11 protein-coding genes and 1 pseudogene are annotated in these 13,866 nt (G+C 62.3%); 10 read left to right on the top strand and 2 right to left on the bottom strand.

Annotated features, from left to right (window positions below; all coding sequences use genetic code 11):
- Positions 1-3: 3 nt before the first annotated feature.
- From CCUG20998_RS11190 to CCUG20998_RS11165, 6 genes are all read left to right on the top strand, one after another.
- Complete coding sequence (locus tag CCUG20998_RS11190) at positions 4-948, top strand: glycosyltransferase family 2 protein (protein WP_020725027.1); 945 nt, start codon at positions 4-6, stop codon at positions 946-948.
- Positions 945-2,765 carry a thiamine pyrophosphate-binding protein gene (locus CCUG20998_RS11185; protein ID WP_020728647.1) on the top strand — a complete coding sequence of 607 codons (1,821 nt, stop codon included), beginning with the start codon at positions 945-947 and terminating at the stop codon, positions 2,763-2,765. Before CCUG20998_RS11190 ends, CCUG20998_RS11185 begins: the two co-directional genes overlap by 4 nt.
- A gap of 165 nt (positions 2,766-2,930) precedes the next feature.
- Complete coding sequence (locus CCUG20998_RS11180; RefSeq protein WP_223161481.1) at positions 2,931-3,734, top strand: aldolase/citrate lyase family protein; 804 nt, start codon at positions 2,931-2,933, stop codon at positions 3,732-3,734.
- A 137-nt stretch (positions 3,735-3,871) separates the two neighbouring features.
- Complete coding sequence (locus CCUG20998_RS11175; protein ID WP_020728646.1) at positions 3,872-4,561, top strand: SDR family NAD(P)-dependent oxidoreductase; 690 nt, start codon at positions 3,872-3,874, stop codon at positions 4,559-4,561.
- Positions 4,552-5,640, top strand: coding sequence for a 3-dehydroquinate synthase (locus tag CCUG20998_RS11170; protein ID WP_231389655.1), 1,089 nt, complete (start codon positions 4,552-4,554; stop codon positions 5,638-5,640). Before CCUG20998_RS11175 ends, CCUG20998_RS11170 begins: the two co-directional genes overlap by 10 nt.
- Complete coding sequence (locus CCUG20998_RS11165; RefSeq protein WP_020728644.1) at positions 5,612-6,889, top strand: FGGY family carbohydrate kinase; 1,278 nt, start codon at positions 5,612-5,614, stop codon at positions 6,887-6,889. The genes CCUG20998_RS11170 and CCUG20998_RS11165 overlap by 29 nt, the downstream gene beginning before the upstream one ends.
- Positions 6,890-6,941: 52 nt before the next feature.
- Here the strand turns inward: CCUG20998_RS11165 and CCUG20998_RS11160 are convergent, their stop codons facing one another.
- The gene (locus CCUG20998_RS11160; protein ID WP_036455585.1) at positions 6,942-8,510 is read right to left on the bottom strand and encodes a glycosyltransferase family 87 protein; all 1,569 of its coding nucleotides are present in this window, start codon (positions 8,508-8,510) and stop codon (positions 6,942-6,944) included.
- 521 nt (positions 8,511-9,031) lie between these two features.
- Between CCUG20998_RS11160 and CCUG20998_RS11155 the strand changes: the two genes are divergently transcribed.
- On the top strand, positions 9,032-9,727 hold the full coding sequence (locus CCUG20998_RS11155; RefSeq protein ID WP_036450817.1) for a WbqC family protein: 696 nt from the start codon (positions 9,032-9,034) through the stop codon (positions 9,725-9,727).
- 105 nt (positions 9,728-9,832) lie between these two features.
- Here the strand turns inward: CCUG20998_RS11155 and CCUG20998_RS11150 are convergent.
- Positions 9,833-10,126, bottom strand: a pseudogene (locus CCUG20998_RS11150) (antibiotic biosynthesis monooxygenase family protein).
- 219 nt (positions 10,127-10,345) lie between these two features.
- Between CCUG20998_RS11150 and CCUG20998_RS11145 the strand changes: the two are divergent.
- The 3 genes from CCUG20998_RS11145 (at position 10,346) to CCUG20998_RS11135 (ending at position 13,861) form a co-directional block, all read left to right on the top strand.
- Positions 10,346-12,232, top strand: coding sequence for a DCC1-like thiol-disulfide oxidoreductase family protein (locus CCUG20998_RS11145; protein ID WP_020728639.1), 1,887 nt, complete (start codon positions 10,346-10,348; stop codon positions 12,230-12,232).
- 331 nt (positions 12,233-12,563) lie between these two features.
- Positions 12,564-13,199: a class I SAM-dependent methyltransferase gene (locus CCUG20998_RS11140; RefSeq protein ID WP_036455583.1), complete on the top strand. Its 636-nt coding sequence runs from the start codon at positions 12,564-12,566 to the stop codon at positions 13,197-13,199.
- Entirely contained in the window at positions 13,196-13,861 is a 666-nt protein-coding gene (locus tag CCUG20998_RS11135; RefSeq protein WP_012394071.1) for an acetyltransferase, read from the top strand. Before CCUG20998_RS11140 ends, CCUG20998_RS11135 begins: the two co-directional genes overlap by 4 nt.
- Positions 13,862-13,866: the final 5 nt, after the last annotated feature.

Genomic DNA, 13,866 nt, shown 5'->3' with positions numbered 1-13,866 from the left:
GGAGTGGGTGCGGGAACGAAGAAAAAGATCGCCGTCATAGCCCCTGCTTACAACGAGAGCGAATGCGTCGAGGAGCTGGCGCGCCAACTGGCCGCCGTGTTCGATTCCGAGCCCGCATACGATTTCGAGGCGATCATCGTCGAAAACGGCTCGACCGACGACACGATGGAAAAGCTGCTCGCCATCAACGCGGCCGACCCTCGGTTCAAGATCCTGCAACTGGCGCGCAACTTCCGGATGGACGGCGGATTGACCGCTGGCCTCAACGTGGTTGACGCCGACGCGGTTGTGCTGATGACCGCCGACCTGCAGGACCCACCCGACTTCATCCCGGACATGATCCGGGCGTGGGAGCAGGGTTACGAGAACGTCTACGGCGTGGTCACCGAGCGCGGTGGTGTCGGACCCATCCGCCGGATGAACTCCCAGCTGTTCTACTGGCTGGCCGGCAGACTCACCGACGATCGAATTACCAGTAACGCCAGCGATTTTCGCCTCGTTGACCGGAAAGTGTACGAGGCGGTCCGGTTGATGGACGAGCGCAACCGGTTCGTCCGGGGGCTTTTCTCGTGGGTCGGCTTCAAATCGATTGGGCTGCCGATGAAGCGGGCGCCCCGCTTCGCCGGCGAGTCCAAGGCCTACACCTTCAAGGTGATGGACCTGGCCGGCAAGGGAATTCTCGCGCACTCCTACGTGCCGCTGAGACTCATCACCCTTACCGGTTTCCTCTTGAGTGCCGTTGCCGCTATCGCGGTGTTCGTGCTCGCGGTGCGCTTCGTCTTCTACGGCGTCCCCTTCCCCGGCTTCGGTTCGCTGGTAAGTCTGATGCTGGTCGGCTTCGGGGTGATTACCCTGCTCTTAGGGGTTGTCGGCGAGTACCTCGCGCTCATCTACGAGGAGGTCAAGCAGCGCCCCAACTTCGTCGTCACTCGAAAGGTGGGCATGTGAGCCCAGCCCCCGCGGAACCCGCCAAGTATTCCGACCAGCTGGTCGACTGGCTGGTGGGTGCCGGCTACACGCACTGCTTCTTTGTCGCGGGCGGCAACATCATGCACCTACTGAACTCGGTACGCACCCGGATGGTGTGCGTACCGTTCGTGCACGAGGTGGCCGCCGCGATCGCCGTGGAGTACTTCAACGCCTCTCGCGACGAGGGAAGCGGCCGCGCCCTGGCTCTGGTGACGGCCGGCCCCGGCCTCACCAATGCAGTGACCGGCATTGCCGGTGCCTGGCAGGAGAGTCGCGAGCTGTTGGTGTTGGGCGGGCAGGTCAAGAGCAGCGATCTGAGCCGTGGCGCGGTGCGCCAGCGCGGGATCCAGGAAATCGACGGCGTGGAACTGGTTAGCAGCGTCACCAAGCGTGCGCTGCGGATCGAGCGCCCGGTTGGCCGCGATGTCATTTTGGACGCCGTGCTCGACGGGCGCACGCCGCGGCAGGGCCCGGTCTTCCTCGAAGTCTGCCTGGACACCCAGGCGGCGCTCCCCTTGGCTGGGCAGGATGCGATTGCCGTCCCGGAGGCGGACGCCGTACCAGAGGTTCCCGCGACCGACGTCGAACACGTCGTCGAGTTGGTGCGCGAGTCGCAGCGCCCCGTCGTCTTGGTCGGCGGCGGCGTGAGCCGTGATGCGGTCCGCGCACTGGGTGAACGCACGGCGGCCGCCGGCATCCCCATCATGACCACATGGCATGGGGCGGACCGGGTTCCTAGCGAACACCCCAGGTATTCCGGACGCCCGAACACCTGGGGACAGCGCGCCGCCAATCTTCTCGTGCAGCAAGCCGATCTGGTGATCGCCATCGGCACCCGATTGGGGCTACAGCAGACCGGATTCGCCTGGGAAGAATTCGTGCCGATCGGGCGGCTGGTGCAGGTTGACATCGACGCCGCCGAACTGACCAAAGGACATCCACGGGTCGACGTTGCGTTGCATGGCGACGCCGACCGGTTCCTGGACGCCCTGTACTCCGCCGATCTGGGTGATCCCGACCGGTGGCAGCCGTGGCGGGAATTCATCGCGTCGGTGCGCGCCGAGTTGCCGCTGAACGACCCGCAGAACGTCACGGCACTCGGATACGTCAAGCCCTACGAATTCGCGATGCGGCTGGCCGAAGTCGCCGAACCGGATGCCATCGTGCTGCCCTGCAGTAGTGGCGGCTCGTTCACCGTCGCCATGCAGGCGCTACAGCAGCGGGCCAACCAAAAGCTGGTCTCGAACAAGTCGATAGCGGCCATGGGCTACGGGCTGTCCGGGGCGCTCGGGGCGGCCCTGGCCAACCCGGGCCGCCAGGTGTTGTTGACCGAGGGAGACGGCGGGTTCGCGCAGAACCTCCAAGAACTGGGCACGCTTGCGGCAACGGGCGCCAAGGTCAAGGTCTTCGTACTCAACAACAACGGGTACGCGTCGATCCGGATGACGCAACGGAACTACTTCGGCGGCGCCTGGATCGGCTGCGATGGGCAAACCGGGTTGGGCCTGCCGGACTGGGCGGACCTGGCGCGGGCCTACCGGATTCCGTTCGCACGACTCGATGCCGCCGGTGGACTCGATGATCCGTCCATCCGATCGCTGCTGGACGCGGACGGTCCGGCGCTCATCGAAGTTCCGATCGACCCCGATCAGACCTACTATCCCAAGATCAGTTCGGCCGTGCAGGCGGACGGCTCGATGAAGTCGAACCCACTGCACCGGATGAGCCCGGACCTTCCCGCTGACGTCGAGGAGCGGGTAACCGTGCACCTGGGCGCGGTGCTACCGCAAGCCTGAACCACCACCGCATGCGACCGAAGGGTAAATACTTGTATCCGCCGCCGCACAAAACTGAGCTCAATTGCCCGCTCCGAGGCGGGTTTTCCTGCGCAAATGCCCACGAGGCTGCGTGACCGGCAGTTATACTCTGCACACTCAACGCGAGGCTTTACCAGGGGAGGCATGGTGAACAAGACCGAACGGCAGATGGCCGAAATTCTGCGCGTGGGTAAGGAAAAACACGGCGTAGTGAGCGTCAAGGCGGAGTTCGAGGCCGAAGGCACTCGCATCGACGAGTTGCTTCGTCTGGTCGACATCGCCCGCTCGGCGGGTCTGCCGCTGACGGTCAAGGTCGGCGGTTGCGAGGCCATGCGTGACCTGTTGGAGGCCAAGCAGATCGGTGTGCGCTACATCGTCGCGCCCATGGTGGAGTCCGCCTACGCGCTGTCGAAATACATCGCCGCCAAGAACGCCGTCTATGACGAGGACGAGGAACTCGACACCGACTTCTTGTTCAACCTGGAGACGATCACGGGTTACAACAACCTCGACGAGATGCTTGCGCTGGCCAACAAGGGCCGCGGCGTGCATGGCATCGTCTTCGGCCGGGTGGACTTCACCGGATCGCTCGGACAGACCCGCGAGACCATCAACTCACCCGAGATCACCAAGTATGTGACCACCGTTGCCGAGAAGGCGAAGCAGGCGGGTCTGGACCTGGTCCTGGGCGGCGCGATATCCAGCGACACCCTGGACACCATCCGCGAGGTCGCCAACGTGCACCTGACCCGGTTCGAAACCCGCAAGGTCGTGTTCGACGGCTCGGCCGGCACGCTCGCATCGATCTCCGACGGCCTGCTCAACGCGGTCCACTTCGAGTTGCTGTGGCTGCTCAACAAGCGCGACTACTACGGTCACATCACCGATGAGGACGCCAAGCGCATCGAGATGCTCGACGCACGCTGGAAGGTCCTCAATCACCACTGAGGCACCCTTGCGGCGATCACGATTGGCAGGCAACGGGAGGCCAACGGTTTTGGGCGCGTGCCGGAAAGGGAAAGCGAGCGTGACCGAGTCCGGCCCGGCTGCGCTTTCCTTTGCGTGCCAGCGGATTGTGACAACGCGTGATTTCTAGGTCCTCTGCCGGGGGTCCGTCCAGGGCCCTGGTTACCGGCGCCGCGCGGGGAATCGGCCGCAGCGTTGCCGACACCCTCGAGTCCAAAGGAATCACGGTCCTCAGGCCTGGCCGTCAGGAACTCGATCTGTCGATACCGGAATCGGTTACCGACTACCTCACCGGCCTGGACCAAGTGGTCGACATCCTGGTGCTCAACGCCGGCATCAACAATCCCGAACCATTGCAGACCCTGTCGGCCGACAACTGGTCGAGCACGCAGCAGGTCAACGTCACCGCCAATCTGCTGCTCCTGCAGGGGCTGCTCCCCCGGATGGCGGCCGCCGGGTTCGGCAGAGTCGTCGCCGTGTCGAGCGTCTATGCACATCGGGCCCGCACCGGCCGGGTGGCCTACAGCGCCTCCAAGGCCGCGATCGAGGAAGTGGTGCGGTCGGTTGCGGTCGAGTACGGCCCCTACGGAGTGCTGGCCAACTGTGTCGCTCCGGGCTTCGTGCTCACCGACCTCACCTATCAGAACAACGACGCCAAACAACTCCAAGCCCTGGCCGAACGTGTTCCGGTGCGCCGGTTAGCCGAACCCGAGGAGATTGCTGTTTTCATTTCCTGGCTGGTGTCCGCGGAGAACTCCTACATCACTGGCCAGTCGATAACGATTGACGGAGGTTTCTTGTGCGTGTGACCCAGGATCGGATGATCATCAAGTCCGAGCAGGGTGATTATCCTGTGGATTTCGTCGGGAAAGTCAAGCTGGTTCCCGAGCTCATCGATGTCGGCCCGGAAACCCTGGTGATCATCGACGAAGCGCTGGTGGACCTCTACGGCGACGATTTGGGGCCGTTGTCGGAACGCCCGACCTATCGAGTGGCAGCCGACGAGGAGAGCAAAACCCTTTCTGGCGTAAGCCTTTTCGTCGACTGGCTGCTGGAGAACAAGGCAACCCGGTCCGCCCACGTCGTCGCGATCGGTGGTGGCGTCATCCAGGACATCGCTACCTTCGCCTGCCACATCTACTACCGCGGTGTGGGATGGACATTCGTTCCGACCACCCTGCTCAGCCAGGCGGACAGTTGCATCGGAGCCAAATCCAGCATCAACGTGCTCCCCCTGAAGAACCAGCTCGGGGTGTTCCACTCCCCCAGCCACGTGATTGTTTGCTCAGAGTTCTTGACGAGCCTGCCGCAGATCGAGGTCGACTCCGGCTACGGAGAGATCTACAAGCTCGCGCTCACCAATGAGGGCGCCTTCTTCGACCAGCTCGCCGAGGCCCTGACCCATGGCGGCCACCGCAACCCGCGGGTGCTGGAAATGATCCGCAACGCCCTGGAAAGCAAGCGGCTCGTCATCGAACAGGACGAGCACGAGTCCGATCTGCGACGGGTGCTCAACTACGGCCACAGCTTCGGCCATGCACTCGAAGCGCTCACCCACAACGAGGTTCCGCACGGACTCGCGGTGATGTGGGGCATGGATCTGATCAACTTTCTCGGGGTGAAATGGGGATTGACCAGTCCCGCGACTGCAGCCCGGGTGCGCACTGTCCTTGACGCCAACACCGACTACGCGATTGGCGCCATCCCGTCGGCCCGCGAGTTGGTCGACACGCTCAAACGCGACAAGAAGGTGCGCAAGGGCGTCATGTATTTCGCCGTGTTGCACGACGAGGGCGATCTGCGGATCGTGCCGAAGCCGCTCGACGAGGCACTTGTCGCCGAGGTCGCGGAATACCTGGATGGCGACCCCCTTTTCGCTGCTCGTTGACCTCGGCGCCACCTACGTCAAGGTCGCGGTGCTGCGCCCCGACGAGGGCGTCGTCGCGGAGCGCAGGTACCCGTTTCCCCCGTTCACGTCGCTCGACGGGCCGTACCGCACCGTCGACCCCGCAGAGGTCCTTGCCGCGGTCGAGGCGGCGATCGCCTCAGGGGTGCCGCCGGCCGCCACCCCGCAACGGATCCTGCTAAGCGGCCAGATGCACGGTTGGACGTTGACTGATGAACACAACGTCCCACACCTTCCGCTGATCACCTGGCAGGACAACCGAGCACTACGTGTCCACAACGGGATTGCGCAGCTGGATCGGTTGCGGCAAAGCTTTGCGCCGGACGTCTGGCATGCGGTCGGCAACGAACTGCGCTCCGGCCTACCCGTGGCGGGCATTTTCGCAACCGATCTTTCGGCTTTCGACGGTCGTGTCCGCGTGCATAGCCTGCTGTCCTGGGTGGCCGCAGCGCTGACCAAGAAGCCGGACTTCGTAGTGCATGTCACCGATGCCGCCGCGTCCGGAATGTTCGACCTGACCACCGGATCGTGGTCGGAGCAGCTCACTACGTCCGTCGGCGGCTCACGCATGCTCTTACCTCGCGTGTCATCGTCATTGGAAGCGGTCGGCGTCCACGAACGTTCGGGTGCCACCGTCTACACCCCGGTGGGTGACCAGCAGGCCGCGTTCCTGGGGGCAGGACTGCGCGCCGGCGTCACAGCCTGCAATATTGCGACTGGGGGGCAGGTCGCCCGGCTTGCCTGCGCACATGCCGGTGGCCGGTGCCAGACCAGGCCCTACTTCGACGGAATGTTGCTGCACACGAGGACACATCTGCCGGCCGGGCGTGCGTTGACCCACGGTATTGCGTTGCTGTCACGCGGTCGTGCGGACGACGAGGCCTGGCGTTGGGCCGCCAACGCCGCCGCCGCGCCTGCCCGAACCGAACTTCCCCGCGCTCACCCCTCGTTCCATACCGTCGCCGGGGGCGGCTGGTCGGGTATCACTGACGCAACCAGCCCCGAGGACCTGGTCCGGGCACTCGTCGCCGCGGTCGCCTCGCCATACGTCGAGGGGGCAGTCGATGTCGGATTCCAACCGACCGATGAGCTTCTGTTCTGCGGCGGAGTAGCGCAACGTTTCGCTCCCCTGCGCGCGGCAATTCAGACGTCCCTGCAACGGCCGGCGCGGGTTGCCCCCGAAGGTGACATGGCCCTGCGTGGGTTGGCCGTACTTGCCGGTCGAATCTAGGGATCCGGAAATATCGGCACGCCCGGCAAACGCCCCGGCGCGCCCACGGTAGCTACCGCAGTTGCCTAGCCTCCGAAGCGGATTGAAGATTTCTGGCGATGGCAGAAATCTTTTGAGCGTCGCTCACAGTCTCATTCGCATTTTCCGCCGCTTCTCGGGCCGATACCACCGGCCCGATTTCCTCCGACACCGATACGGGGGACGGATCTTCGGAGACGTCGCGAACCGGTCTGCGCGCGTACGACACAATGATCACCGCGCACGCGAGCAACCACAAAGCCGGCGTGACCACCGCCGTGGTCGTGATGACCGGACTTGTGCCAAACGCCGTGAGCACTCCGGGCTCGCCCGCAACCGGCACTGGGAAAGATGGGCCGGGCACGGCGATGTGGGCAATGCTGAAGGCCGCAGCGACGCTGACGCTGACACCGACGGCCCGACGACCGTTGCCGATGCGATCGAAAATTCCCGCCCCAGGCGGCCCCTCGGGGTCCCGGACGATCAGCGCTGCGACCGCCAAGACGAACACCAGGTAGTAGCGGTACGTCACGGCTGGGAAAAGTGAGGCGGCGGCCAACAGCACGATGCCCACCATGACCGGCGGAATGCGCCGCCCGAGGACCATCACCGCCCCGACGACCAGCGCCAGAACGCCATACCCGATCAGGCCACGCAGACCGCCAAGGTAGCCATCCGGCAAGGTGCCGCCGGTCTCGAGAACCTTCAACCCGTCGGGGATCCACAACAGGGCCTTGCCGAAGGACACATTTCCGACGCTGATTGCCTCGCTAAAGGCGCCGTAGCCCAGGGCATTGTGGATCGACTGTGTGATCGTCCCCGGGAAGTTACTCGGCCACAGCAGATACGCGCTCAGGTTCGCTACCACGGCACCGACCACCGCGATCCCACCCAACCGCCACTTTCGTGCCGCGAACAGCACGACGGCGAGCACAACGAGCTGCGGTTTGAGCAGGGCAGCCAGAATCACCATCCCCGTGACCAGGCCCCAGCGCTGGCGGCATAGCGCCACCAGGAAAACCAGTGCGATCGGCGCCAGGAACCCGGTGGAGTTGCCCCGATCGACGGCGACCCATGCCGGGATCGCGGCCACACCCAACGCCAAAAACGTCACCAGGCGCTCGAGACCACGCGCGCCTCGGACGGCCCACAGGGCTGGGGTGAGAACCGCGACCACCAAAGTCATCAGGTAGCAGAACAGTCCCAGCTGCGGCCAGTGCAACCACTTACCGAGGAGCCCGAAAATCAGGAATGGCACCATGGCCGCTGGCGGGTAGGGGTTGCCCGGCCAGTTCGGTGGCCCCAGATGTTCCCAAGGGTCTGGCCGGAGCGCAGCGGTCGCTTGCCACGCATAATCACTGAAGCAGTGCCGGCCGACGTTCATGTCCCAATCAAGCCAGCAGTCCTGCGGAACATAGAGCAGCGAGCTGAACACGTCGATAGAGAAGTACTGGACGTAGATGAACCCCGTCACCAGCGACACCACCGATGTCCACAGCACGATGCCGAGCAGGAGCGTGCGCTCAGACTGCTCCGTCAGTCCGTGGATCTGCTGCCGGAACGCCGTGATCAGGTCCCGCGGAACCTCCACAGGTCGACTCACGTGTGCTCTCCATTCGGATCCGAAAACTCCGCAAGAGCGGGTGCCCAACGCACCCCCCTAATCGGTAGGCTAGTGCGCACGTTGTGCTGCCGCGGAGGATTGGGCAAATCTTGTTGCGGTGTAGCAGCCATGTTGGCAGTCACCGCTCCGACGATGTCATGCACGTCGACGGTGCAATCGCCGTGCAACGCCGGTGCAATGCCGCCGCAATGGCGATGCGCTACCGCCCCGAACAACGCACCCCGAGGAACACGACGCACTGCGACCGATGGGTGCCGAGCCACCCACCGCGGAAAATCCAGGAAAATTCGATCCGAAACCCGGGTATACAGCACTTCCCAAATAGGTGCATAAAAAATGGCGAATGACGTAACACAAAGCTTCATCGCCGGGAGCCGAAAAGACGAACCACATCACCACTTTTCGCACCCCACATTGTAGAAGGCATGGCTCGGTGGTATACTTTCCCGAAATTTTCGGACTCGGTAGCCTTTTCCCTGTTTTACCTTGGAGAAACTTCGTTGAAGAAAGTCGCGATTGTCCAGTCGAATTATGTTCCGTGGCGAGGATATTTTGACATGATCGCATTTGTAGATGAGTTCATCATCTACGATGATATGCAATATACGAAGCGGGACTGGAGGAACAGGAACCGAATCAAGACGAGCCAGGGCCTGCAGTGGATAACGGTACCCGTGCAGGTCAAGGGACGTTTTCACCAGAAGATTCGGGAAACGCTGATCGATGGCACCGACTGGGCGAAGGCACACTGGCGGGCTCTGGAGTTCAATTATGGCGCGGCCCCCCATTACGCAGAGATCGCCGACTGGCTTGCGCCAATTTATCTCGATGAACGGTATGAGGACCTCTCGTCACTCAACCGGCGTCTCTTGGAGGCGATTTGCGGTTATCTCGGGATCGTGACACGTCTGACGAATTCGTGGGACTACACATTGGCCGAGGGTAAGACGGAAAGGTTGGCCGACCTCTGCCAACAAGCCGAAGCGACAGAATACGTATCAGGGCCTGCAGCCCGCTCTTATGTCGATGAGCACGTTTTCGACGAGCTTGGCATTCAACTCACGTGGTTCGACTACGAGGGCTACCGCGACTACACGCAATTGTGGGGCGCGTTCGAGCCGGCCGTAACGATTCTGGATCTACTCTTCAACATGGGGCCCGAGGCTCCCGACTATCTGCGGTATTGCCGCAGGTAAACCGCCCATCGTCGGCGCGGTCACGAGCACGGCGAACCCGGTTGCGGTCAGCAGAAAGCAGAAAGCACTGAGAAACAACGGTTTACGCGCCGAGCACTGCTCGGCTTATGCCGTATCGATCTGCTCGTAGTGCTCCACGGCGGGAAACGGGTCATAGAAGCCATGCAGCATCGAGCGCCACTGCGCGTACTCAGCCGATTTCCGGAACCCCTCGGTGTGGTGTTCCAGCGTGTCCCACTGCACCAGCAGTAGATATCTGCCCCGATGCTCCACACAGCGCGACAGGCTGAGCTATTGGAATCCCGGCAACCGAGAAATGACCGACTTGGCTGACCCAAATGCCGACTCGAACTCCGCTTCGTGGCCAGGTATTACGTTCAGCACCGCATGCTCCAACATCACCGACACAGTCTCACCCACGCCGTCAATCCCAATGGGACCGTAGCTGAACTGCGGATCAGACGATGGTCGTCTCGAGGCGCGATCGGTCATCGGCACCCACACGCCGACAGAGCAACCCGCGCTCGGCCGCACCCGGCTCTGGCTCGGCTGGACTCGCCAATGGCGATTCGCCAGTACTGAAGAACCACATATGAGAATCGAGTAAAACTCTTATCCATGACTCCCTACGTCTACGCGCTCTTCTTCCTCACGCTGATCGGCGCTTTCCTGCTGGTGCGGTTCTGCCGACCGGTGGCAGTACCGCTCGATGCCTGGATCGCAAGGGTCGGGCGCAAAGCACTTCCGTCGAGCGCGGGAGAGGAACCGAAGTTCGCGATGATTCGGGTAGGTTTCGGGGTCGTTCTGTCCTGGCGCGCAACCGAAGTGTTGTTACATCTCGCCCCGGCTGACTACCGCGATCCGCAGATTCTGCTGTTCGCCATCCTGAATCTCGCCGCGGGCATCGCCGTCCTGCTAGGCGTCCTATGCCAATACACTCTGATCTTCCTCGTGGTCATTCAATGGCACCACGGTGAACTTGTGCTCGGTACCAGCACGCTGGGAAACGACGTCGCAGCGATCCTCGCCGTGCTGTTACTGCTGGTCAACAGCGGTCGGACCTTCTCGGTAGACGGGTGGATCATCAAGCGCTTCCCAAGACTGCGCGCTGCATTGCTCTACTACGCCAGCCGACCAACGCCTGCGAGCATCACGACCGCAAAATGGCTGGCGCTCTTCTCCTTCTGGCTCGTCTGCCTCTATTCGCTTGCGGTGCACCTGAATGAACCCGCCTGGAAGACCGGCACCGCCGGTCCCCTGCTGTTCACCAACAATTTCATGACCGGCCCGCACGAACTCATGGCCCATCTCTTCGCCGACAACCAGTGGGCCGTGTTCTTCGCGCGGATGGCTTTGTGGTCGATGTTGCCGTGGTATGCCCTGCTGGTACCGTGCGTGCTGATCGGGTCCCTCGCCCGCGTCTATGCAATCGTCTGGGGCTTATCGTTTTTCATCTTCAGCCTGGTATTGCTGAAACTCGGTTGGCTCCCCCAGATCGAGCTTCTGCTTTGGGCGGGGATCTTCTGGTCACGAGCGGGAATCACCGCACCGGGACAACTCTCGGTGGTCTTCGATGACAAGAGCAAGCTGTGTGACCGAACGGTTCAGGCGGTACGGGCGGTCGACATCTTCGACCGCGTCAAGCTGGTGAACGCCAGTGAGAACCTGGAACTGCTTCAGTCGCACGGCATCAGCGATGAGCGGGCGCTGGCAGATCCGCACGGTATCGATGAAGTCACCGGCGGCGTGGTCTCGGGGTACGACTGCTGCACCAGGGTGACCCGAAACGTGGTTCTGCTTTGGCCGGCGTACCCCATTCTGCTCTTCGGCAAGTGGTTTCGCCTCGGAACCACCACGTACGGCTGGATCGCTGGGCGTCGACACACGCTGTTGGGTGCCTACACGAAGCCATCCGGTAAACGGCCCGCGCGTTCACTCGACGCTGCCAGCGATGACTTTTCGCAGCTGACCGTCACACGCGCCATGCTGCTGCACGCCAGTTTTCTGGCCGTGTTCTTTGTGGTTGCCATCCCCGCTCCCTACATCGGACATCAGGGCCGACCCAACCCGCTGGCCGAGGGCGCACACATCTACGGCATGGCACCCATCAACGTGTTCAACGAAAATGATCTGCGCTTGGCCGAGAACTGGTTTACTTTGTCGCTGCTGACCGACCACGGCGAGACGCTGATCCCCGTCTTGGCCGAGGATGGATCGCGACTGGGCTACCACGCGTCAGATCGTGTCTATTTTGGGAAGACCGCGCAATGGCGTCGACGCCATATCGGCCAGTCGGGCTGCTTCTTCACGGAAGATCAGGCCGAGATGCGTTATCTGGTAAGTATCTATCTACGCAAACAGGATCTCCCGGCGGGCGAGTACCGGGTGCGCTATCGGCAGTACTTCGAGCCCCTGCCGGCTCCCGCCTTGATCACCCGAAACGAGTACGCGCGCCAGCCGCGCGAGATGCGTTGCACTGAAGTCTTTTCGGTGAAGTGGCCCTAAGCGGCCTGGCTCCGGCACGCCAGCAACCAGCACACCTGCCGCGCAAGTTGCCCGCTGCGTGATGACGCGGACAGCTCGGCGAGGGGTGTTCGTCCGCTCGAGGTCACATTGTCGGTGGTGAAAGTTGGCCGCACCGGAGTGGACATCTACCACCTTCGCGTCAATTGGTGAGCTCGATCGCACCGGTTCAGCGCAGCGAGCAACCGGAGAGCTCCATCCGGCTGGTTTGCGGGATGGTCATTTTCTTCGCCGGAGTCGTCATCACCGCGTATCTGTCGAAGGTATATTCCGAAACCAAGCAGCGAACCCTACGCACTCGTGAGGGAGGTTCATGGCGGAAGACGCAACGACCATGCTCGGCGATGTGGCTCGCTACTACGCATCCAAGCTCGAAGAACATGGCACCACGGCGCGCGGCGTCGATTGGAACGGCGAGGCAAGTCAGACTCTGCGCTTCGACCAACTGTTGCGCATAGTCGATGTGGCAGGCCGATTCTCGATCATTGATCTGGGTTGTGGCTATGGGGCACTGCTGGACTACCTCGACGCGCGTGGCCTCGAAGCGGACTACACCGGCATCGACGTCTCCCCTGAAATGGCACGCGCAGGGGCAAGACGCTTCCAAGGCCGGACGGATGCAGACTTCATCTGCACCACTAGCGTCGACCGGGAAGCGGACTACAGCGTCGCGAGTGGGATCTTCAATGTGCGACTCGAACGCTCGGACGCCGAATGGCGCGACTACCTCAAGGCGACGCTGGACCTGCTGGATGCGGCCAGCCGCCGCGGCTTCGCCTTCAACTGCCTGACATCCTATTCCGACGCGTCGAAAATGCGTGACGACCTCTACTATGCCGATCCCTGCGCCCTATTCGATCTTTGCAAGCGTCGCTATTCGAAGAACGTCGCGCTTCTTCACGACTATGGGCTCTATGAATTCACGATTCTGGTTAGGAAGGCACCATGAAGAAACCATTGGTGATTTTCGGGAGTGGTGATATCGCCCAGCTCGCCCACTACTATTTCACGAGAGACTCCGAATACGAGGTCGTAGCCTTCACCGTCGACCGGGACTACGCGAGCGAGTCCGAGTTCTGCGGCCTACCCTTGGTGGCCTTTGACGAGGTCACCCAACGCTTCCCGCCGGAATCTCACGCCATGTTCGTGGCGCTTGCCTATGCCAAACTCAACGGCGTGCGCAAGGAAAAATATCTTGCCGCCAAGGCTCTGGGCTACGAACTCGCCAGCTACATCAGCTCCCACGCCACCGTGTTGAACGACGGGCGGATCGGCGATAACGTCTTCCTACTCGAAGACAACACCATTCAGCCATTCGTGACCATCGGAAACAATGTCACGTTGTGGAGCGGTAATCACATCGGCCATCATTCGACGATTCGCGATCACAGTTTTCTGGCTTCGCATATCGTCGTATCCGGCGGGGTGACAATTGAGGAGCAGTGCTTCATCGGCGTCAATGCAACGCTGCGTGACCACATCACCGTTGGTTCGCAGTGCGTGATCGGAGCGGGCGTCCTGCTGCTCGGCGATGCCGCCCCCGATGGCCTCTATATTGGGCCCGCGACGGAGCGCCGTCCGGTGCCGAGTACGGGGTTACGGAAGATCTGAAAGAA

This window comes from Mycobacterium marinum, assembly GCF_003391395.1.
GTDB lineage: Bacteria > Actinomycetota > Actinomycetes > Mycobacteriales > Mycobacteriaceae > Mycobacterium > Mycobacterium marinum.
This window is presented reverse-complemented; position numbering and strand designations above follow the sequence as displayed.